Genomic DNA, 20,166 nt, shown 5'->3' with positions numbered 1-20,166 from the left:
ACGGGATTCCTGGGGTTCGCCGCTTCCTAGGATGGAGGCGTGAAAGACCCCCAGCGCTACCTCGCCCTCGCCGTCATCCTCGACTTCGTGCTGGTGATCCTCTTCGCGGTCATCGGCCGCACCTCGCACCGTGAGGATCTCGGCGTCGCCGGCGTCGTCCAGACCGCGTGGCCGTTCCTCGTCGGCACCGTCGTCGGCTGGCTGGCCACTGTCGGCTGGCGCGGGCCGTTGTCGATCGTGCGGACGGGGCTCGGCGTGTGGGCGGCGACCGTGGTGATCGGGATGCTGCTGCGCCTGGCATCCGGCCAGGGCATCGCCGCCGCTTTCGTCATCGTCGCCGCCGTGACGCTCGCGGTCTTCCTCCTGGGCTGGCGTGCCGTCGCCCTGCTCATCGTGCGCCGCCGCGCCTAGAGTCCGCGTGCGAATCCCGCCGCTTCCCCTTTGTGAGCGCCCCGGACACGCCCGACTGGCGGGATTCGCGGAGCTAGAGGCCGAGGACCAGATTCACCGTGGAGGCGAGCACCAGGGTTCCGAAGGCATACGACAACAGCGTGTGCCGAAGCACCACCGCCCGCAGCGCGGAGGTGCGCAGCGAGGTGTCAGAGACCTGGTAGGTCATGCCGAGGTCGAAGGCGAGGTACGCGAAATCGGTGTAGCGCGGCGGCTCGTCGGTGTTGAAGTTGATACCGGCTCCGGATCGTGCGCCCGTCTGCCCGCCGATCCCCGCCGCGTAGTAGAGCCGCGCATAGCGCAGCGTGTAGAGGGTGTGGATCAGCGTCCAGGACAGGGCGACGCTCGCGAAGGCGAGCGCCGCCGCGATGAGCTTGGCCGCACCGGTCTCGTGGCGGGCGTCCAGAACGAGCAGGACCAGGGCCACGATCGAGGCGAGCGCCGCACCGACGATGACCACATCGCTGACGACGCGGCCCGGATCCTCACGTGTCGCATGCGTGCGGGTGTCCGTGGCGTCAAGGCGCCCGATGCTCACCCACACCGTGGTGATGAAGACGAGGGATGCCGCGCACCAGCCCGCGACGGTGGCGTAGAGCCACGACGCCGTGAAGCCCACGATGAGCGCCACGGCGACGCCCGCGGCAGCCATGGCGACAAGACGAAGCGCCGCCAGACTGCGGGGTGTCGTCGATCCGCGCGAAGCCATGGCCCGATTCTGGTGCCCGGTCTGCCGTGACCCTATGACCGACACCCCGGCCCGCGTCCCGCGCGCGAGCTCGCCGCCACCCGGGACCCCCGGTGCCGGTGCCTCCCGGATCCCGTCGGCGGCGGCGCCTAGCCTGGAGCGATGACGAGCGAGTCCGCGCCGGAGTGCGACGACAGCGGCGCGCACTTCCTCCACGCCGACATGGACTCGTTCTACGCCAGCGTCGAGGTGCTCGACCACCCCGAGTGGCGCGGCCGGCCGGTGATCGTCGCCGGGGAGTCCGGGCGCGCCGTCGTCTCGAGCGCGAGCTACGAGGCCAGGCGGTTCGGCGTGCGCAGTGCCATGCCGGTGGGGCAGGCGAAGCGGCTGTGCCCTCAGGCGATCGTGGTGCCCGTGCGGATGGGGCGCTACCGCGAGGAATCCCGCAGGGTCATGGAGATCTTCCGCAGCTTCACGCCGCTCGTGGAGCCGCTGAGCATCGACGAGGCGTTTCTCGACGTGTCGGGTGCGCGGCGTCTTCTCGGCTCGCCGGCGCAGATCGCCGCGGCCCTCCGCGCCCGAGTGCGCTCCGAGACGGGCCTGCCGGTCTCGGTCGGGGTCGCGGGCACCATGTTCGTGGCCAAGGTCGCCTCGGCGAGGGCCAAGCCCGACGGCCTGCTCGTGGTGCCGGTCGCCGACACGCTCGCCTTCCTCCACCCGCTGCCGGTGTCGGTCCTCTGGGGGGTCGGCTCGGCCACCCGGCAGGCGCTCGCCGACCTCGGCCTCGTGACCGTCGGCGATGTCGCCGCGACCCCGCGCGAGACGCTCGAGCGCCGTCTCGGCGCGGTCGGCGGCAAGCTCAGCCGTCTGGCGAACGGCATCGACGAGCGCGACATCGAGCTGGGGCGCGTCACGAAGAGCATCGGCCACGAGACGACCTTCGAGCGCGATCTCGCCCACCCCGATGATCTCAGGCGCGAGCTGCTGCGCCTCTCCACCGCGACGGCGACGGGATTGCGCGCCTCCGGCGTCGCCGCCCGCACGATCGCCCTCACGCTCCGCTTCGCGGACTTCCAGACGGTGACGCGCTCGCGCACGCTGCCCGAGCCGACCGCGGTCGGCAAGCGCATCTACGACGTGGCGGCCCTGCTGCTGGAATCCGCCTGGAGACCGGTCACGAGGGTGCGGCTCCTCGGCGTGCGCGGCGAGAATCTCACCGCCGAGCCGAACGCCCAGGCGCTGTGGGACCCGGACGAGGGCTGGCGCGGCGCCGATCGCGTCGGCGATGACATCGCCGCCCGGTTCGGGCGCGACGCCCTCAAGCCGGCGTCACTGACCGCGCCGCCGCCGCACGGCGATCAGCACCCGGATTCCCACCAGTAGCGCCGCCGCCACGACGCCGACCGGTGCCCAGATCACGGCCCGAGCCTATACTCGACGCAGAACCACGGGAGCCCGGTGAGCCGGGCTGAGAGGGGGGCAGCCAGCCTCCGACCGTCGAACCTGATCTGGGTAATGCCAGCGCAGGGAGGGAGAACAACAATGAGCGCAGCCGGGTCTGCAGCATCCCAGCCGGTCTATCGCTGGCGCGTCGTCGACATCGTCATCGCCGCCGTCCTCGGCGTGGTGTCGGGTGTCGTGTTCTGGGCCTGGGCGCTGCCCTGGCAGGGCGGTCTCAGCGCGGTACTGGGCGTCACACCGGGCCTCCAGGGCCTCCTCAACGGCGGATGGCTCTTCGCCGGCCCGCTCGGGGCGCTCGTCGTGCGCAAACCGGGCGCCGCGATCTTCGCCTCGACCGTCGGCGGCGCCGTCGAGCTGCTGCTCGGCGACAGCTGGGGATTCGCGAATTTCATCTACGGCGTCCTGCAGGGGCTGGGGGCGGAGCTGGTCTTCGCCCTGCTCGTGTACCGCTACTGGAACATCGCCGCGGTCGCTCTCGCGGGTGCCGGTGCGGGCGTGCTCGACGCGATCCTCGATCTCAGCCTCTACTACGCGGGCAGCGGCAGCGGCTTCTCGGCGACGTACTTCGTGACGACCGTCGTCTCGGGGGCCGTGGCCGCCGCTGTCTTCTGGTTCGTCGTGAGGGCGCTGGCGGCCACCGGCGCGCTCGACCGCTTCCCGGCCGGTCGCGGCGGCCGCATCATCGACGACGTGGCACGTGACGGCGACGCGGCCTAGTGCCGCCTCGACGCTCGTGAACGCCGGCCCTGCCCGGGTCGACGTCCGCGGCTGGGGCTGGCGGCATCCGCGGCGCAGGCGGTGGGCGGTGCGCGACGTCGACCTGCATCTCGAGCCCGGCGAGCGGGTGCTCGTCCTCGGCCCGAGCGGGGCCGGCAAGTCGACGCTCGCGGCCGCGCTGGCCGGCATCCTCGTCGAGGGCGAGACGGCGGGCACGCTGCGCGTCGACGGCCGGGTGGGTCTCGTCCAGCAGGACCCCGAGGCCCAGATCGTGCTGTCGCGCGTCGGCGACGAGGTGGCCTTCGGCTGCGAGAACCTCGCCGTGCCGCCCGACGAGATCTGGCCGCGGGTGCGGAGCGCCCTCGACGCGGTCGGGCTCGCCGTGCCGCTCGGTCACTCGACGGCGGAGCTCTCGGGCGGCCAGCAGCAGCGCCTCGCCCTCGCGGGCGCGCTCGCGATGCGCCCGGGTCTTCTCGTTCTCGACGAGCCGACGGCGAACCTCGATCCTGCCGGGGTGATCGAGGTGCGGGATGCCGTCGCACGGGCCACCGCCGATCGCGGCATCACCCTCGTCGTCATCGAGCACCGGGTCGAGACCTGGCTGCCGCTGGTCGACCGGGTCGTCGTCCTCACCGCCGAGGGCGGCCTCCTCGCCGATGGCCCCCCCGATGCGGTGCTCAGCGCCGCGAGGGCGGAACTCGATGCGGCGGGGGTGTGGCTGCCCGGGTGGGTGCCACGACGCGCCCGGCCCGTGGTGCCGCGCGGAGTCGCACTCCTTCGGGCTGGCGCGCTCAGCGTGGGGCGCACGCCGTTCGGCGGCAGGCAGCCCGTCGTCGCGGCGTCCGGCATCGGTCTCGAGGCGCGCTCCGGCCGGGCGCTGGCGATTACCGGCCCGAACGGGTCGGGAAAGACGACGCTCGCGCTCACCCTGGGCGGGCTGCTGACGCCGGTGGCCGGCGAGGTCGTCGCCGCGGCGGCGCTCGCTCAGGGGATTCGCGCCGACCCGGCGCGATGGCGTCCGCGGCAGCTCGCACCGCGGATCGGCTCCGTGTTCCAGAATCCCGAGCACCAGTTCGTGCGCGCCACCGTGCGCGAGGAGGTGCTGCTCGGGGCGACGCCGCGGCGCGCCGACGAGCTGCTCGGGCGGCTGCGCCTGACGCGCCTCGCCGAGGCGAACCCGTTCACGCTCTCCGGTGGTGAGAAGCGGCGCCTCTCCGTCGCGACGGCGCTCGCGGCCGCGCCGCCGGTCCTCATCCTCGACGAGCCGACCTTCGGGCAGGACCGCCGAACCTGGGGCGAGCTCGTCGCACTGCTCGCCGGGCTGCTCGATGACGGCGTGAGCGTCGTCGCGGTCACCCACGACCGCGCGTTCGTCGATGCCCTCGCCGACGACGAGTACCCGCTGGGGGGGGAGCGGTGACGGCGGCATCGACTCCCGCCGCCGTGGCCGGCGCGCCGGCCGGCCCGACGGTCAACCCGGTCGCCAAGTTCGCCGCAGCGCTCGTCCTCACCGCGGCGCTCGTCCTCACCGTCGACTGGGTGTCGGCGACGGTCGCGCTGGTCTGCGAGGCGGCGCTCCTGCCGCTCACCGGCATCGGCTGGCGGCAGTTCTGGGTGCGGACCGCCCCGGCCTGGGTCGCCGCCCCCTCCGCCGGGGTCGCGCTCGCGCTGTACGGGAGGGATTCCGGAGCGGTCTACGCGTCGATCGCGGGGGTGACGATCACCCAGGGCTCGGTGACCCAGGCCATCGCGATCGCGCTGCGCGTGCTCGCCATCGCCCTGCCGGGGATCGTTCTCTTCGCGACGACGGATCTCACCGATCTCGCCGACGGACTCGCCCAGACGTGGCGGCTGCCCGCCCGGTTCGTGCTCGCCGCCCTCGCCGCGATGCGGCTCACGGCATCCCTCGCCGACGACTGGCGCACCCTCACGCAGGCGAGGCGGGCGCGCGGACTCGGCGGGCGCGGCCGGATCTTCGGAGTGCTCGTGCTGGCGCTGCGGCGCGGCGGCCACCTCTCCGATGCGATGGAAGCGCGCGGTTTCGGCACCGGGGCGCGCACCTGGGCGCGTCCGGCCCGCTTCGGCGGGCGCGAACTGGCGCTCATCGGCGTCGGCGCCGGGGTGGCGGCGCTGGCATTGACCCTTGCGGTCGTCGTGGGAAGCTGGCACTTCGTTGGCGCCTGAGCGGGGGAATCCCTTCATCCTCCTCATCGACGGCCCGAGCGGTGCGGGCAAGACGACACTCGCGCGTGCGGTCGTCGCCGCGAGCCCGGCGGGCGTCGAGCCGGTGCTCATCCGGCTCGACGACGTCTACCGCGGCTGGAACGGTCTTGCCTCCGCCGCCCCGCACCTCGCCGGGCACCTGCTGCGCCCGCTGCGCGAGACGGGGCGAGGCCGCTGGCAGCGCTACGACTGGGAGGCCGGCGCGCTCTCCGAGTGGCACGAGGTCGACGCGAGCCGGCCGCTCATCGTGGAGGGCACGGGCGCTCTCACCGCCGAGACCGCGCCGCTCGCCGACCTCCGGGTCTGGGTCGAGGCCGAGGACGCCGTCCGCAAGCCGCGCGCCATCGCCCGTCAGGACGACGACTACGCCGACTACTGGGACATGTGGCAGGCGCAGTATGAGCGCCATCTCGCGGCCGACGATCCGCGGAAGTACGCCGATCTCGAGGCGACCTCCGACGAGCGCTCCGCGGCTCTCGTCGCCGAGCTCGCGGCCCGGCTGGCGCGAGCGTGATTCCGGATGAACTCGGATCGGGTCGGATCATCCGCTGCATCCCGTGCGGAACCGACGGTGCGCCCGGCACCCATGCGGATTCCGCCGTACCGGCACCCGCGTGCGACGGAATCCGCACTGAGAGCCCCAGTACACTGCCCTTATGCGCAATGGCGAGGTGTCATTCTGGTGGTCTCAGGTGCCATTCCCCCAGGCGGAACGGCCCCTCGGCGAATCCATCACCGCCGATGTCGCGATCGTCGGCGCGGGCTACACCGGCCTCTGGACCGCGTACTACCTCAAGAAGGCCGACCCTTCGCTGCGTGTGGTCATCCTCGAGCAGCGCTTCGCCGGCTACGGCGCGTCGGGCCGCAACGGCGGCTGGCTCGCCAACTCCATCACGGGCGGGCGCGAGCAGTACGTCAAGAGATTCGGCCGCGAGGCGGTGACGCGCTTCCAGCTCGCCGCGAACCAGGCGGTCGACGAGGTCATCCGTGTGACGAAGGCTGAGGGCATCGACGCGGATATCGTCAAGGGCGGCGAATACCAGGTCGCCTATGACAGGCCCCAGCTCGAGCGGCTGCGCGCCTGGGTCGACGCCGAGCAGACCTGGCAGCACACCGACGTGCGCTTCCTCACCGCCGCCGAGGCGAACGCCCACGTCGCCATCGAGGGCACGCTCGCGGGCGCGTGGAGCCCGCACACCGCCCGCATCCACCCGGCGAAGCTCGTCGCAGGCCTGCGCGAGGCCGTGCTGCGGCTGGGCGTCGAGCTCTACGAGGGCACTGCGGTGTCCGCGATCGCCGGGTCGACCGCGTACACCGCGACGGGGCACACCGTGGCGGCATCCGTGGTCGTCCGCGCCACCGAGGGCTTCACCGCGAATCTCAAGCGCATGCATCGCGACTGGATGCCGCTCAACTCGTCGATGGTCGTCACCGAGCCGCTTCCCGCCTCGGTCTGGGAGGCGATCGGGTGGTCCGGCTACGACACCGTCGGCGACTTCGCGCATGCGTACATGTACGCCCAGCGCACTGCCGACGACCGCATCGCGTTCGGCGGGCGCGGCAGGCCGTACCGCTTCGGCTCGAAGATCGACCTCGACGGCGACACGCCCGATTCGACGGTGGCGCTGCTGCGCGGGCTCATCGAGCGGTTCTGGCCGACGCTGCGGGGGGTGCGGCTCGACCACGCCTGGTCGGGCGTTCTCGGCGTGCCGCGCGACTGGGCGGCGACCGTCGGCATCGATCGCGCGTCGAGCCTCGCCTGGGCGGGCGGATACGTCGGAACGGGCGTCACCTCGACGAACCTCGCCGGGCGGACGTTGACCGATCTCATCCTCGAGCGCGACACCGAGCTCGTGACGCTGCCGTGGGTGAACCACCGGGTGCGCAAGTGGGAGCCCGAACCGCTGCGCTGGATCGCCGTGCAGGCGCTCTACGCCGCGTACTACGCCGCCGACCGTTCCGAACTCACCCACCGCCGGACGACGAGTCCGATGGCCCGCCTCGCCGACCTCATCTCAGGCCACTGACCGCGCCGTCGGGCTGAATTCCGGCGTCATCTCCGGTGTGTCGCGCCGCAGTCGCGGCGCGGCGCCCGAATCTCAGCCCGAGCGATCGCGACGCGCGGGCGGCAGGGACGCCGACCGAAGAGACGCCGGCCGAAGAGACACCGGGTGAGTGACGGGGCTTGAACCCGCGACCCCCTGGACCACAACCAGGTGCTCTACCAACTGAGCTACACCCACCACGCCGACCCGGGTCGCCCCGGACAACCAGACGAGTCTAGCCGATGAGCGGGGACCACTTCTCGACCACCCGGCTCGCGATCGCCTGCACTTCGTCGCTGGTCGGTCCGGGCTGCGCGACGAAGCCCGCCGAGCGGTAGTAGTCGAGTTCGCGGATGGATTCCAGGATGTCGGCGAGCGCGCGGTGGCCGCCGGCCTTCTCCGGCGCCTGGAAGTAGACGCGCGGGAACCAGCGGCGCGACAGCTCCTTGATGGAGGAGACGTCGACGCTGCGGTAGTGCAGGTGGGCGTCGAGCTTCGGCATGTACTTGGCGAGGAACATCCGGTCGGTGCCGATGGTATTGCCGGCCAGCGGCGCCTGCTTGGCGGCGGGCACGAACTTCGTCACGTACGCCATGACGGCGGCTTCGGCATCCGCCAGCGCGAGCCCGTTGGGGATCTCCTCGATGAGGCCCGAGGTGGTGTGCATGGTGGTCACGAACTCGTTCATGTGCGCGAAGGCGGCGCTGGACGGCGTGATGACGAGCTGCAGCCCCGGGTGGACAGGGGCGAGCTCGAAGTCGGTGATGACGACCGCGATCTCGACGAGCTCGTCGACGGCGAGGTCGAGACCGGTCATCTCGCAGTCGATCCAGACGAGACGATCGGTCGAGCCAGCCATGCCTCAATCGTAGTTGCGCGTTCCGACGTAGCCTGGAATGGTGCAGTTGACCTTCTACAGTTCGGCGTTCTGCGAGCCGTGCATCCGCACCCGTGCGGTGCTGGAGGAGGCCGAGCGCCTCGTCCCGGCCGCGACCCTGGTCGAGCACGACATCGTGCGCTCCGAGGAGGCGGCGCGGGAGGCGGGAATCCGCGTCGCCCCGACCGTCGTGGTGACGGATTCCGCGGGCCGCGAGGTGTTCCGCGCCGAGGGCGAGCCCTCGCTGGCCCAAGTGCTCGTGGCCGCGGCGAAGGCGCTCTGACCCGGTCGGCCGGTACCCTGGAGGGGAGCCCCCGTAGCTCAATGGATAGAGCAGCGGCCTTCTAATCCGCAGGTTACTGGTTCGACCCCAGTCGGGGGCGCTCGCACATAACACCCGCGAAACAGCACGGGACTAGCCTTTCGGCATGCGCGATGTGCAACAGCAGATCATTGCGGCCCTCAACGTCAAGCCGGTCATCGACCCGGCGGTCGAGATCGAGGCCCGCGTTCAGTTCCTCGTCGACTACCTGCTGCGCACCGGCGCGAAGGGATTCGTCCTGGGCATCTCGGGCGGGCAGGATTCCTCCCTCACCGGCAAGCTCACCCAGCTCGCTGTCGACCGGCTCGCCGCCGAGGGCCACGAGGTCGAGTTCTGGGCGCTGCGCCTTCCGTACCAGGTCCAGGCCGACGAGGCCGACGCGCAGCTCGCGCTGCAGTTCATCGCGCCGACGTCATCCGCGATCTTCAACGTCGCACGCGGCACTGATGGCATCGTCGCCGAGTACGGCGACGCCTTCGGCGAGCCCATCAGCGACTTCACCAAGGGCAACGTCAAGGCCCGCCAGCGCATGGTGGCGCAGTACGCGCTCGCCGGCCAGCGCGGGCTGCTCGTCGTCGGCACCGACCACGCGGCCGAGGCGGTGACCGGGTTCTTCACGAAGTTCGGCGACGGCGGCGTCGACGTGACCCCGATCACGGGGCTGACGAAGCGCCAGGGCCGCGCCCTGCTCGAGTACCTCGGTGCACCGCGGCAGCTCTACGTCAAGGCGCCGACGGCCGACCTGCTCGATACGAACCCGGGGCAGAGCGACGAGGCGAACCTCGGCATCACCTACCAGGACATCGACGACTTCCTCGAAGGCAAGGACATCGATCGGGGTGTCGCCGAGGCGCTCGAGGCGCGCTACCTCGCCACCGAGCACAAACGCCGCCCGCCTGCCACGCCGTTCGATGGCTGGTGGCGCGGCGACCACAATATCTGGAGCGAGTAGGGCCTAGTCGTCGATGCCGGGCGTGAAGGCGACCGTGGGGGTGTCCTCGATGCGGACCTTCGGCACCGCGGGGGCATTGGCCCCGGGCTCGACGGGGGTGGCGGCGGGGGCCGCCGGCACGACGAGCTTCGGCGGCACGAGGTAGTTGGGCTCGTAGTTCGGGGCCGGGGTGATGATCTGCGTCACCGGCTCGACGGCGGGCGGGGCGGATGCCGCCGGCGCGGCGGCGGGTGCGGCGGGTGCGCTGAACCGCTGGTGATGCTGCTGCGCGACCCAGGCGTCCTGCTGCTGGATGATCTGCTGCTCGGCGGTCGGGGTGTCGAACTGCCAGCGCTCGAGGTCGTTCTGGAAGATGCGCCGGGTGCGGCCGGGACGGTGGTCCCATTCGACGAGCCGGTCGCGGAATTCGGCGACGGCGGGGTCGAGGTTGTAGCCGAAGGTCGCGGAGTTGCGCTTGAGCTCGGCGAGCTGGTGGGCGGCCCAGTCGGCGACGAGCGTCGAGCTCTTCACCGGCAGCAGGCGCACGAGGATGTCGGCCTGGCCGACGGCGCGGTCGGAGAGCACCTGCTCGCCGGGGGTGAGCGAGTTCCACACGGAGGCCTCGGTCGCGGCGTCGACGAGTGCGGTGATGGCCTGCGACCTCTGCTGGCGCTGGTTCTGCTTGAGCAATCCGCTCACCGAGCCGCGGCCGATGGCGCCGGCGACGATGCCGGAGACGACGATGGCGACGAAGAGCACGATCGCGGGGAAGACGGTGGGTTCGGCGGCGTTCGAGGCGAGCCACGTCACGAAGTCGTTCCAGTTCATGCGGCGAGCGTAAGCGGCCCCGGCCGGAGCGTCGAGCAGACACGGCGGGTGGGGAACAATTGCCGGTGCCGCGACGCTGAACGTGGCGGAGGATCTACCCATGACGACTTTCACTCTTGCCGGCGGTTGCTTCTGGTGCCTGGACGCCGCCTACCGTGCTCTCGACGGCGTCAGCGACGTCGTGTCGGGCTACGTCGGCGGCACCGTCGCCGACCCGAGCTACGAGCTCGTCTGCACCGGGCGCACCGGTCACGCCGAGGCGGTGCAGGTGACGTTCGACGAGAGCGTCATCCCCGCCGACGTCATCCTCGACGCCTTCTTCACGATGCACGATCCGCGCCAGCTCAACCGTCAGGGCAACGACATCGGCACCCAGTACCGCAGCGCGATGTTCTACGCGGATGCCGACCAGAAGGCCCTCTTCGAGGCCGCGATCGCTCGCGCCGCCGACATCTGGGACGGCGTGCCGGTCACGCAGCTCGCGCCGCTCGGCGCGTTCTACCGCGCCGAGGACTATCACCAGGACTTCTTCGCGAAGAACCCGACGCAGGGCTACTGCCTCGCGGTCGCCGCGCCCAAGGTGTCGAAGGTGCGCAAGGCCTTCTCGCAGTACATCCGAGCCGCGTAGCACTCGCGCGGCTGTTCCTCCACAGCGGGGTGCGCGGCATCCGGCATCCGGCCGTCTGGTTCGGCGGCGGGATTCCCGTCGCAGGCTTCGCCGATGCTGCTCGCGCCGCGGGGAGCCCCGCGGGATTGGAGAAGAGCAGTTGAGCACGAGCATCACCGTCAGCGGCATCGTCGTCACCGAGCCGAAGTACTTCACGACCTCGTCGGGCGTGGCCATCACGAGCTTCCGGCTCGCCTCGTCGGAGCGTCGCTTCGATCGCCAGGCGAGTTCTTGGAAGTACACGCCGTCGTCGTTCTACACGGTGTCGACCTACCGCTACCTCGCCGACAACGCGAAGGCGTCGCTCGCCAAGGGCGACCATGTCGTCGTCGCCGGGCGCATCCGCGTGCGCGAGTGGGAGACGGGCGAGAAGAGCGGCACCGACGTCGAGATCGAGGCGGAATCCCTCGGCCACGACCTCAACTGGGGCACCTCGGCGTACACCCGCCGGGCGAAGGCGGCCCCGACGGTCGACTCGGCGGGGCCGGACTTCCTGGCGGACCCGGCCGCGCCGCAGCCGGACGGAGACCAGGCCATCGTCGCGCACTGGCCGACCGTCGCGGTGCCGTCGGCGCAGCCCGAGCTGCAGGAGACGCCGTTCTAGGCTGACGAGGTGCGAACCCCCGCCGCCGCTGCCGCCCTCGCGATCGCGCTCGCGCTGGCGGGCTGCGCGGCGGGGAGTCCGCAGGGGGGTGCGGAATGCACCGGGAACGACGCCTGCGTCGCATCGCCGGGAAGTCCGGCGGCCTCGTCCGCCGCGACGCCGAGCACGTCGCCGAGCCGGCTGCAGCGATTCGACGCCGCGGCGAGAGCCGCGATCGCGCGGTACGGCCATCCGACCGGCGCCCAGTTCGTCGCCGCCGAGGTCGCGGCGGGCTTCGGCGCGAGCCCGATGCAGGTCACGCCCGACCGGACGAGCGCGAATCTGACGCCCGGGTCGATCCTGTTCTCGGCGCTCGTCGACGGCACGTGCCTCATCGGCCAGTTCGGAGACGAGGTCGGCGGCTACCACTCGACGCAGGCCCGGCCGATCTCGACCGGGCAGTGCCTCATCGGGGCCGTCCCGTCGGCGGGGTGAGGCATCCCGCCCAAATAGGATCGACGGGTGGCGGAATACATTTACTCGATGGTGCGGGCCCGCAAGGCGGTGGGCGACAAGGTCATCCTCGACGATGTGACGATGGCCTTCCTGCCCGGGGCGAAGATCGGCGTCGTCGGCCCGAACGGCGCTGGCAAGTCGACGATCCTCAAGATCATGGCCGGCCGCGACACGCCCTCGAACGGCGAGGCCCGCCTCAGCCCGGGCTACTCGGTCGGCATCCTCATGCAGGAGCCCGAGCTCGACGAGCACCTCACGGTCCTCGAGAACGTGCAGCAGGGCGTCGGCCCCATCAAGGCGAAGGTCGACCGCTTCACCGAGATCTCGGCGCTCATGGCCGAGCCCGACGCCGACTTCGACGCGCTGCTCGCCGAGATGGGCGTGCTGCAGGAGCAGATCGACGCCGCCGACGCCTGGGATCTCGACTCGCAGCTCGAGCAGGCGATGGATGCGCTGCGCTGCCCGCCGCCGGACGCCCAGGTGAGCGTGCTGTCCGGTGGCGAGAAGCGCCGCGTCGCGCTGTGCAAGCTGCTGCTCGAGAAGCCCGACCTGCTGCTGCTCGACGAGCCCACCAACCACCTCGATGCGGAGAGCGTCCTCTGGCTCGAGCAGCACCTCGCCAAATACCACGGCGCCGTGCTCGCCGTCACCCACGACCGATACTTCCTCGACCACGTCGCCGGCTGGATCTGCGAGGTCGACCGCGGCCGCCTCTACCCTTACGAGGGCAACTACTCGACCTACCTCGAGAAGAAGGCCGAGCGTCTTCAGGTGCAGGGCAAGAAGGACATGAAGCTCGCGAAGCGCCTCGGCGAGGAGCTCGAGTGGGTGCGCAGCAACGCCAAGGGGCGCCAGGCCAAGTCGAAGGCGCGCCTCGCCCGCTATGAGGAGATGGCCGCCGAGGCCGAGCGCACCCGCAAACTCGACTTCGAGGAGATCCAGATCCCGCCCGGGCCGCGTCTCGGCCAGCTCGTCATCGAGGTGGACGGCCTTAGGAAGGGCTTCGGCGACCGGGTCCTCATCGACGACCTCAGCTTCACGCTGCCGCGCAACGGCATCGTCGGCATCATCGGCCCGAACGGCGTCGGCAAGACGACGCTTTTCAAAACGATCGTCGGCATCGAGCAGCCGGATGCCGGCGAGGTCAGGATCGGCGAGACCGTCGAGATCTCGTACGTCGACCAGACGCGCGGCGGCATCGACCCCAACAAGACCCTGTGGGAGGTCGTCTCGGACGGCTTCGACTACATCCAGGTCGGCAAGACCGAGGTGCCGAGCCGCGCGTACGTCTCGACGTTCGGCTTCAAAGGCCCCGACCAGCAGAAGAAGGCGGGCGTGCTCTCCGGCGGCGAGCGCAACCGGCTCAACCTCGCGCTCACCCTCAAGCAGGGCGGCAATCTGCTGCTTCTCGACGAGCCGACCAACGACCTCGATGTCGAGACGCTCTCCAGTCTCGAGAACGCGCTGCTCGAGTTCCCCGGCTGCGCCGTCGTCATCACTCACGACCGCTGGTTCCTCGACCGCATCGCGACGCACATCCTCGCTTACGAGGGCACGGACGACGATCCGGCGCGGTGGTACTGGTTCGAGGGCAACTTCGAAGCCTATGAGGAGAACAAGATCCAGCGCCTCGGCCCCGATGCGGCGAAGCCGCACCGCAGCGCCTACCGCAAGTTGACCCGAGATTAGGGGGCCCCGTGACCGAACGCCTTCACGTTGATATCCAGATGCGCTTCAGCGATCTGGACGCCTACGGCCATGTCAACAACGTCGCCGTGCTGCGCTTCCTCGAGGATGCCCGCGTTCAGGTCTTCTGGACCGGGGACGCCTTCCACGACGGCGGCCATACGGTCGCACCGTACCCGACTGCGGTGCTCGACTCGAAGGCGGGCGAGGGCACGCTGACGCTGCTCGCCCACCAGGAGATCGAATACCTGCAGCCCATCCCGCCGATGCGCGCGCCGGTCGACGTCCAGATGTGGTTCGGCCCCATCGGGGGCGCGAGCCTCAAGGCCTACTACGAGGTGCACTCGCCGGTCTCCAGCCCCGAGGACATCACTTACGCGCGCGCGGAGACGACCCTGGTGCTGGTGGATGCGGCGACCGGCAAGCCGCGCCGCGTCACGGCGGAGGAGCGTGCGGCGTGGGAGCCGTTCATCGGCGAGCCGATCCGGTTCCGCCGCTAGGTCCGCTGCTGCGCTACGGAAACACCCGTGCATCGGCCGGGGCGCTCGCGGCAGGGCACGAGGCGGCTGCTCGGCCGTGACGGCCCCGGTCGCCGTGGAGAGCACGTTCGCGGCCGCCCCCTTCGCGGTCGCCGTCACGAGCACGGGGCAGGGGGAAGCACTGCACCGCGCTGTACTGCGCCGCACGGCGACGCCCACCGTACCTCAATGCTGGGGTACGCGGATCATGCCCTCCTGGGCGACGGACGCCACGAGGCGGCCGTCCTGGTAGATCCGCCCGGTCGACAGCCCGCGGCCGCCCTGTGCGCTGGGGGATTCCTCGACGTAGAGCAGCCACTCATCGGCGCGCGCCGGACGGTGCCACCACATGGCGTGGTCGAGGCTCGCCAGCTTGATGCCGGGTGTCGTCCACTGCACCCCGTGTGGCCGCGTGATCGGCTCGAGGATCGTGAAGTCGCTGGCGTAGGCAATGGCCGCGCGGTGCAGCACCTCGTCATCGGGCATCGGTCCGGCGGCGCGAGCCCAGACGGCCTGGTGCCCGATGCGCTCGCCGGGTACGTCGAAGTAGACGGGGCCGGGAACGCGGCGGATCTCGAAACCGGGGTCGCGCGTCCGCCCCTCTGCGCCCGGGTGGTCGCTCGATCCGAGCAGTTCGGCGTCGCTCGGCAGCTCGTCGGGGCCGGGCAGCCCTTCGGGCGCCGGCGTCTCGTGCTCGAGGCCGGGGTCGTGCGTCTGGAACGAGCAGATGCACGAGAAGATCGGCTGGCCGTTCTGGTAGGCCTGAGTCCGCCGGGTCGAAAACGACCGCCCGTCGTGGATGCGGTCCACGCTGATCGTGATGGGGAAGGTCACGTCGCCCGGTCTGAGGAAATAACCGTGCAGCGAGTGGATGAGCCGATCCGTCGGCGTCGTGCGGGAGGCGGCCACGATCGAGAGGCCCAGCACCTGCCCGCCGAACACGCGCCCGGTGGGCATCCACTGGCTCTCGGCGACGAACACGTCCTCGCTGGTGCGGGCCTCGCTGCTGTTGAGCTGGAGCGCCTTGAGCATCGTCGCGAGCGGATCCACCTCGGTAGTCTATGCACGCCATGCCAGCCCACTTCTCGCTCGTCGACGCTGTGGCTGCGGCCGATCTCCAGACCTTCCTGAAGCGCGCCGCGCGCCTCGATGACGCCGGTGCGGCGCGGCTCATCGCGGGCGGCGGGGTGCTCGCCGTTTACGTCGCCACGCAGCACCCGCGCGGCCTCTTCGACCCGACCGCGACGGTGCTGGGCCTGCGCACCTTCGAGACCGATGCGGCGATCGCGCTCGACGCGGTGGTGCCGCTGCGCGCGCTGCTCGACCGGCTGGCGCGGGCGCTGGAGGCCGGTATCGGCACCGGCGTCGGAATCCTGTTGCCCGCCGAGGTGGCGACCGCCGCGTGGGCCGGCGTCGCCCCGCCGCGCGGCGGCTGGGAGCGCGAGGACGATCGTGACGCGATCGAGCTCGCCGAGGCGGCGGCGAACCGGTCGGATGCCGCCGCGATGGCGCTCGTCGATCTCGGATTCCTCGGCCTCGAGCCCGTGGCGCTGTACCGTTCCGGCGCGTGGCTGCGGCTCACCACCGCGCGCGGCCACGTGCTCGCGAAGCCTTAGCCGGCGGCCCGCCTGACGGCGCTGGTGTCAGCGTCCCGCACGCCGCCCCATCACGTCTCGAAAGTGTTCACCATCGCGTGCGCGGCGCGCTCGAGGTAGTCCCAGAGCAGCGCGTCGTCGGCGGGCGGCAGGTCGAGCGCATCGACGGCCGCGCGCATGTGGACGAGCCAGTGATCGCGCGCCTCGGGGTTGATCCTGAATGCCGCGTGCCGCATCCGCAGCCGCGGGTGGCCGCGCTGGTCGCTGTAGGTGGTGGGGCCTCCCCAGTACTGCTCGAGGAACATCCGCAGCCGCTCCTCGGCCGCGGCGAGGTCCTCTTCCGGGTACAGCGGGCGCAGCACCGTGTCGGCGGCGACGCCTTGGTAGAACACCCGGGCGAGCGTCGCGAACGCCTCGTGCCCGCCGAACTGCTCGAAGTACGAGCGCGCGGTCTCGCTCATTTCTCGCCTCCTGGCGTCTTCGGCGTCTGCGCGGGCACGTGGCCGGTCGTGGTGCGTGTGCGCGGCGCGCGCACCGCCGGCGCCGGCTCGTTGAGGGTGAGGACGACGGCGCCGGCCGACGGCAGCGCGACGCCCATGCCGTCGAGGGCTGCCTTGACGCGGGCGCGCAGTTCGCGTGCCACGTCGTCGCGGGCATTCGTGCGGGTCTTCACGACCACGCGCAGCACGAGCACGTCGGCCGACAGCGACTCGATGCCCCAGATCTCGGGCTTCTCGACGACCATCGTGCGCCAGCGGGGCTCCTTCGCCAGGGCGGCCGCGGCGTCGAGCAGCGCGGACTTCACGGCATCCACATCGCTCGACCAGGGGATGCCGACGTCGACGATGACGCGCGCCCAGCCCTGCGACATGTTGCCGACTCGGAGGATCTCGCCGTTGCGGACGTACCAGAGCACGCCCGCGACGTCGCGCACCTGGGTGGTGCGGATGCCGACGGACTCGACGATCCCCGTGGCGAAGCCGGTGTCGACGACGTCGCCGACGCCGAGTTGATCCTCGATGACGAGGATGATGCCGTTGAGCACGTCCTTGACGATGTTCTGGGCGCCGAAGCCGAGGCCCGCGCCGACCGCCGCGGTGAGGAGGGTGAGCGAGGCGAGCGCTTCGGGAGCGAGCACATTGATGATGAGCAGCGCCGCAACGACGGTGATCGTCACGTTCGCGATGTTGGTGAGCACGGAGCCGAGGGTGCGGGTGCGCTGGACGACGCGCGCCTGCGCCACGGGGCTCGCCTGCAGCAGCTGGGTGTCCTCGATGTTCTGCGCCTTCTTCACCCGCAGCACGATGCGTCGGACCGTCACCCGGATGAGGGCCCGCAGCAGCCCGGCGAGGATGACGGCGCCGAGGACGATGAGCGCCGCGATGACGAGCCGCCCGGCATAGGTGCCGAAGAATGCGCCGAGGCCGACCCAGAATCCGCCGCCGCCGGCGGATTGGGCCGTCACACGTCTCGGCGCTTGACCAGCGCCGTGGCTACGCCACCTACGACGACCACCCAGGCGGCGAGGACGCCGAAGCCTCCCCAGCCGTTGAGCTGGATGCCGGAGTCGACGATGGTGGCGGCGGTTCCGCCCCGGGTGTCGGCGGCGGTGTTCGCCGAGTACAGCTGCGCACCGGCCTGCGCCGGCAGGAACGCCGAGACGTCGTGCGGCCAGGTCACGAGGCCGGCGCCGGTCTGGGCCCCGTTGAGGTTGAGCACGGCGTAGAGCACGTTGAAGATCGCCGGCACGATGAGCAGCAGCCCCAGTACGGTGGCGAGCGACCCGGCGGTGGCGCGGATGAGCAGCCCGGCTCCGAAGGCGAGCAGCGCGATGAGCGCGACGTACACGGCGGCGCCGAGCACCGGCATGGAGATGTGCCAGTCGACGGCGTCGAAGGCGAAGCCGTGCGCGCTGAAGACGGCCTCGACGACCCCGAGGGCGATGGCGAGCGCGACGAGCGTGACGACGAACGTGCTGACCCCGAGCACCACTGCCTTGGCGAGGACGACGGGGATGCGCCGCGGTGCGGCGGTGAACGTGGAGCGGATCATCCCGGTCGAGTACTCCGAGGCGATGAGGAGGACGCCGAGCACGGCGGCGACCAGCTCGGCGAGCTGGATGCCCGCGGTCGTGCTGCCCAGCGCGAGGGAGAGGGTCTGGTCCGAGCCCGGCTGCGTGCCGAGGTTCCGCAACTGCAGCACCCCGATGAGCACGGCGAGGCCGATGATGACGACCGCGAGGATCGCGTAGCACCACAGCGTGGAGCGGACCGTCGTGAGCTTGATCCACTCCGAGCGCAGCAGCCCCCAGAAGGTGAGATGCGCGCCGGTGAGGTCGGTGTGCGGCACGGTCGAGTGGCTCATTTCGCGGCCTCCGACCGGTATTCGACGTCGCCTGCGGTGAGTTCCAGGAAGGTCTCCTCCAGTGAGGCGCTCACCGACGTCAGCTCGTGGAGGACCACGCCCGCGTGCGACGCGGCGTCGCCGATCTGGGCGGCCGTGGTGCCGCTGACGGTGAGGGAGCCGTCCGGGTTCGTCGCGATCGACGCGCCCAGACCGCCGATGGCGGTGGCGAACCCGCCGGGGTCGGGCGTGCGCACGGTGACCGAGCCGCCTTGCGCCCTCGCGAGCAGGTCGCCGATGGGGGAGTCGGCGAGGACGCGACCGCGCCCGAGCACGATGATGTGGTCGGCGGTGAGCGCCATCTCGCTCATGAGGTGGGAGGAGATGAAGACCGTGCGGCCCTGGCCCGCCTGATAGCGGGCGAGCTGGCGCACCCACGCGACGCCCTCGGGGTCGAGGCCGTTGACCGGCTCGTCGAGGATGAGCGTCTGCGGGTCGCCGAGCAGCGCCGCCGCTATCCCGAGCCGCTGGCCCATGCCGAGCGAGAAGCCCTTGACCCGTTTGCCCGCGACCGATTCGAGGCCGGTCATCTCGATGACCTCGTCGACGCGGCGGTTCGGGATGCCGTGGGTCGCCGCCAGCGCACGCAGGTGGTTGCGGGCGCTGCGCCCGGTATGCACGGCCTTCGCCTCGAGGAGGGCGCCGACTCGCCGCAACGGGTCGTGATGCGCGGCGTACGGCTTGCCGTCGACGAGCGCGGTGCCGGCCGTCGGTCGGTCGAGCCCGATGATCATGCGCATCGTGGTCGACTTGCCGGCGCCGTTCGGCCCGAGGAATCCGGTGACCTGGCCTGGTGGGACGGTGAAGGACACGTCGTCGACGGCGAGCTTGGTTCCGAACCTCTTCGAGAGGCCGGTGATCTCGATCATGTCGGCAACGCTAGTGGGCGTCGCGCTCCTGCGCCGAGAGTGCGCGCTCGACTCTGGCCAGATTCTCAATCACGAGTCGGCGCAGCGCCGCCGGTTCCGGGTTCGCACCGAGCCAGGCGCGTGCCGCGTCGGCGAGGGCGTGGCTGGCGAGGGGGAACGGGAAGAGCCCGTTGATGAGCCCGGCGGCGATGGCGTACGAGCGGGAATCCCAGATGGGCCGCAGCGCGGCGAAATAGGCCGCCAGGTACGGCTCGAGCAGGGCGCGGTCGTGCACTCGCTGGAAGCCGATGCCGGTGGCGCGCACGATGAGGTTGGACGCGTCGGTGCTGTCGACGACCGACGACCAGGCGGCCGCCTTGCCCTCGGCCGTCGGCAGCGCGGCACGGGCGGTGGCGGCGGACTGCTGGCCGTTCGCGGTGGTGTCGGCGGCGAGCGCGGCGTCGATCTCGGCGGTGCCGGCCTTGCCGCCGGCGACGAGCGAGATGAGCAGCTCCCAGGCGAGGTCGGTGTCGACGGCGAGGCCGTCGAGCGCGATGGAGCCGTCGCGCAGGCCGGCGACGGCCGCGAGCTGCTCCTCGGTCGCGGCGAGCTGGGCGAAGGTTCTCACGAGCTGGAACTGGGCGTCGCTGCCGCCGGGTGCGCGCTGTGCGAGACGCCACAGCGCGTCGGCGGCCTCGATGCCGGTCTGCCGCTGCTTCCACGGGGCGACGTACGAGTTGACGCTGAGGACGAGCTGGCCGAGCACGGTCTGGAACGTGGTCGAGTTCGTCTCGGCCGCGATGTTGCC

At 71.3% G+C, this 20,166-nt stretch carries 24 protein-coding genes, 2 tRNA genes and 1 riboswitch; of the genes, 16 read left to right on the top strand and 10 right to left on the bottom strand.

The window, feature by feature from the left end; all coding sequences use genetic code 11:
* Nucleotides 1-39 precede the first annotated feature (39 nt).
* A complete protein-coding gene (locus M7D61_RS03235; RefSeq protein ID WP_298227546.1) occupies nt 40-411 on the top strand; it encodes a DUF3054 domain-containing protein in 372 nt (123 codons plus the stop codon).
* Nucleotides 412-484: 73 nt separating this feature from the next.
* Here the strand turns inward: M7D61_RS03235 and M7D61_RS03230 are convergent, their stop codons facing one another.
* The gene (locus M7D61_RS03230) at nt 485-1,159 is read right to left on the bottom strand and encodes a DUF1345 domain-containing protein (protein WP_298227544.1); all 675 of its coding nucleotides are present in this window, start codon (nt 1,157-1,159) and stop codon (nt 485-487) included.
* 141 nt (nt 1,160-1,300) lie between these two features.
* Here M7D61_RS03230 and dinB point away from each other — a divergent pair, with 141 nt between their 5' ends.
* The 6 genes from dinB (at nt 1,301) to M7D61_RS03200 (ending at nt 7,566) form a co-directional block, all read left to right on the top strand.
* A complete protein-coding gene (gene dinB, locus M7D61_RS03225) occupies nt 1,301-2,521 on the top strand; it encodes a DNA polymerase IV (protein ID WP_298227542.1) in 1,221 nt (406 codons plus the stop codon).
* Between the two features lie 54 nt (nt 2,522-2,575).
* Nucleotides 2,576-2,685, top strand: a riboswitch (TPP riboswitch).
* Nucleotides 2,681-3,316: an ECF transporter S component gene (locus tag M7D61_RS03220; protein WP_298227540.1), complete on the top strand. Its 636-nt coding sequence runs from the start codon at nt 2,681-2,683 to the stop codon at nt 3,314-3,316. Its footprint overlaps the riboswitch before it by 5 nt.
* Nucleotides 3,317-3,332: 16 nt before the next feature.
* The gene (locus M7D61_RS03215; RefSeq protein ID WP_298227572.1) at nt 3,333-4,736 is read left to right on the top strand and encodes an ATP-binding cassette domain-containing protein; all 1,404 of its coding nucleotides are present in this window, start codon (nt 3,333-3,335) and stop codon (nt 4,734-4,736) included.
* Nucleotides 4,733-5,500, top strand: coding sequence for an energy-coupling factor transporter transmembrane component T (locus M7D61_RS03210; protein ID WP_298227538.1), 768 nt, complete (start codon nt 4,733-4,735; stop codon nt 5,498-5,500). Before M7D61_RS03215 ends, M7D61_RS03210 begins: the two co-directional genes overlap by 4 nt.
* Complete coding sequence (locus tag M7D61_RS03205; protein ID WP_298227536.1) at nt 5,490-6,053, top strand: ATP-binding protein; 564 nt, start codon at nt 5,490-5,492, stop codon at nt 6,051-6,053. Before M7D61_RS03210 ends, M7D61_RS03205 begins: the two co-directional genes overlap by 11 nt.
* A 142-nt stretch (nt 6,054-6,195) precedes the next feature.
* On the top strand, nt 6,196-7,566 hold the full coding sequence (locus M7D61_RS03200) for an FAD-dependent oxidoreductase (protein ID WP_298227534.1): 1,371 nt from the start codon (nt 6,196-6,198) through the stop codon (nt 7,564-7,566).
* A 143-nt stretch (nt 7,567-7,709) separates the two neighbouring features.
* Here the strand turns inward: M7D61_RS03200 and M7D61_RS03195 are convergent.
* Both M7D61_RS03195 and orn read right to left on the bottom strand, forming a co-directional pair.
* Nucleotides 7,710-7,782, bottom strand: a tRNA-His gene (locus M7D61_RS03195).
* Nucleotides 7,783-7,819: 37 nt separating this feature from the next.
* A complete protein-coding gene (orn, locus tag M7D61_RS03190) occupies nt 7,820-8,443 on the bottom strand; it encodes an oligoribonuclease (protein WP_298227532.1) in 624 nt (207 codons plus the stop codon).
* Between the two features lie 37 nt (nt 8,444-8,480).
* Here orn and M7D61_RS03185 point away from each other — a divergent pair, with 37 nt between their 5' ends.
* The 3 genes from M7D61_RS03185 (at nt 8,481) to nadE (ending at nt 9,735) form a co-directional block, all read left to right on the top strand.
* Complete coding sequence (locus tag M7D61_RS03185) at nt 8,481-8,744, top strand: thioredoxin family protein (RefSeq protein WP_298227531.1); 264 nt, start codon at nt 8,481-8,483, stop codon at nt 8,742-8,744.
* Between the two features lie 27 nt (nt 8,745-8,771).
* A tRNA-Arg gene (locus M7D61_RS03180) sits at nt 8,772-8,844 on the top strand.
* A 45-nt stretch (nt 8,845-8,889) separates the two neighbouring features.
* Nucleotides 8,890-9,735: an ammonia-dependent NAD(+) synthetase gene (nadE, locus tag M7D61_RS03175; protein WP_298227530.1), complete on the top strand. Its 846-nt coding sequence runs from the start codon at nt 8,890-8,892 to the stop codon at nt 9,733-9,735.
* 3 nt (nt 9,736-9,738) lie between these two features.
* Here the strand turns inward: nadE and M7D61_RS03170 are convergent, their stop codons facing one another.
* On the bottom strand, nt 9,739-10,542 hold the full coding sequence (locus tag M7D61_RS03170) for a hypothetical protein (RefSeq protein ID WP_298227528.1): 804 nt from the start codon (nt 10,540-10,542) through the stop codon (nt 9,739-9,741).
* Between the two features lie 100 nt (nt 10,543-10,642).
* Here M7D61_RS03170 and msrA point away from each other — a divergent pair, with 100 nt between their 5' ends.
* From msrA to M7D61_RS03145, 5 genes are all read left to right on the top strand, one after another.
* Nucleotides 10,643-11,170, top strand: a complete 528-nt coding sequence (gene msrA, locus M7D61_RS03165; protein WP_298227525.1) for a peptide-methionine (S)-S-oxide reductase MsrA — start codon at nt 10,643-10,645, stop codon at nt 11,168-11,170.
* A gap of 139 nt (nt 11,171-11,309) precedes the next feature.
* A complete protein-coding gene (locus M7D61_RS03160; protein WP_298227523.1) occupies nt 11,310-11,813 on the top strand; it encodes a single-stranded DNA-binding protein in 504 nt (167 codons plus the stop codon).
* Nucleotides 11,814-11,822: 9 nt separating this feature from the next.
* The gene (locus M7D61_RS03155; protein ID WP_298227521.1) at nt 11,823-12,287 is read left to right on the top strand and encodes a hypothetical protein; all 465 of its coding nucleotides are present in this window, start codon (nt 11,823-11,825) and stop codon (nt 12,285-12,287) included.
* 27 nt (nt 12,288-12,314) lie between these two features.
* Nucleotides 12,315-13,997: an energy-dependent translational throttle protein EttA gene (ettA, locus tag M7D61_RS03150; protein WP_298227519.1), complete on the top strand. Its 1,683-nt coding sequence runs from the start codon at nt 12,315-12,317 to the stop codon at nt 13,995-13,997.
* Between the two features lie 8 nt (nt 13,998-14,005).
* The gene (locus M7D61_RS03145) at nt 14,006-14,494 is read left to right on the top strand and encodes a thioesterase family protein (protein ID WP_298227517.1); all 489 of its coding nucleotides are present in this window, start codon (nt 14,006-14,008) and stop codon (nt 14,492-14,494) included.
* A 204-nt stretch (nt 14,495-14,698) separates the two neighbouring features.
* Here the strand turns inward: M7D61_RS03145 and M7D61_RS03140 are convergent, their stop codons facing one another.
* Nucleotides 14,699-15,544 carry an acyl-CoA thioesterase II gene (locus M7D61_RS03140; RefSeq protein WP_298227570.1) on the bottom strand — a complete coding sequence of 282 codons (846 nt, stop codon included), beginning with the start codon at nt 15,542-15,544 and terminating at the stop codon, nt 14,699-14,701.
* Nucleotides 15,545-15,582: 38 nt separating this feature from the next.
* Between M7D61_RS03140 and M7D61_RS03135 the strand changes: the two genes are divergently transcribed.
* Nucleotides 15,583-16,128, top strand: coding sequence for a hypothetical protein (locus M7D61_RS03135; RefSeq protein ID WP_298227515.1), 546 nt, complete (start codon nt 15,583-15,585; stop codon nt 16,126-16,128).
* Between the two features lie 50 nt (nt 16,129-16,178).
* Here the strand turns inward: M7D61_RS03135 and M7D61_RS03130 are convergent, their stop codons facing one another.
* From M7D61_RS03130 to M7D61_RS03110, 5 genes are all read right to left on the bottom strand, one after another.
* The gene (locus tag M7D61_RS03130) at nt 16,179-16,568 is read right to left on the bottom strand and encodes a globin (protein ID WP_298227513.1); all 390 of its coding nucleotides are present in this window, start codon (nt 16,566-16,568) and stop codon (nt 16,179-16,181) included.
* A complete protein-coding gene (locus tag M7D61_RS03125) occupies nt 16,565-17,572 on the bottom strand; it encodes a mechanosensitive ion channel domain-containing protein (RefSeq protein ID WP_366083710.1) in 1,008 nt (335 codons plus the stop codon). The genes M7D61_RS03130 and M7D61_RS03125 overlap by 4 nt, the downstream gene beginning before the upstream one ends.
* A complete protein-coding gene (locus tag M7D61_RS03120; protein ID WP_298227510.1) occupies nt 17,569-18,471 on the bottom strand; it encodes an ABC transporter permease subunit in 903 nt (300 codons plus the stop codon). Before M7D61_RS03120 ends, M7D61_RS03125 begins: the two co-directional genes overlap by 4 nt.
* Nucleotides 18,468-19,379, bottom strand: coding sequence for an ABC transporter ATP-binding protein (locus M7D61_RS03115; RefSeq protein WP_298227509.1), 912 nt, complete (start codon nt 19,377-19,379; stop codon nt 18,468-18,470). Before M7D61_RS03115 ends, M7D61_RS03120 begins: the two co-directional genes overlap by 4 nt.
* Nucleotides 19,380-19,389: 10 nt before the next feature.
* The coding region (locus M7D61_RS03110; protein ID WP_298227508.1) for an ERAP1-like C-terminal domain-containing protein at nt 19,390-20,166 on the bottom strand (777 nt) is incomplete at its 5' end.

It is taken from the genome of Gryllotalpicola sp. (assembly GCF_027352875.1).
Lineage (GTDB): Bacteria > Actinomycetota > Actinomycetes > Actinomycetales > Microbacteriaceae > Gryllotalpicola.
The sequence above is the reverse complement of the archived record's forward strand: the minus strand, read 5'-3'. Positions and strand labels throughout refer to the sequence as shown.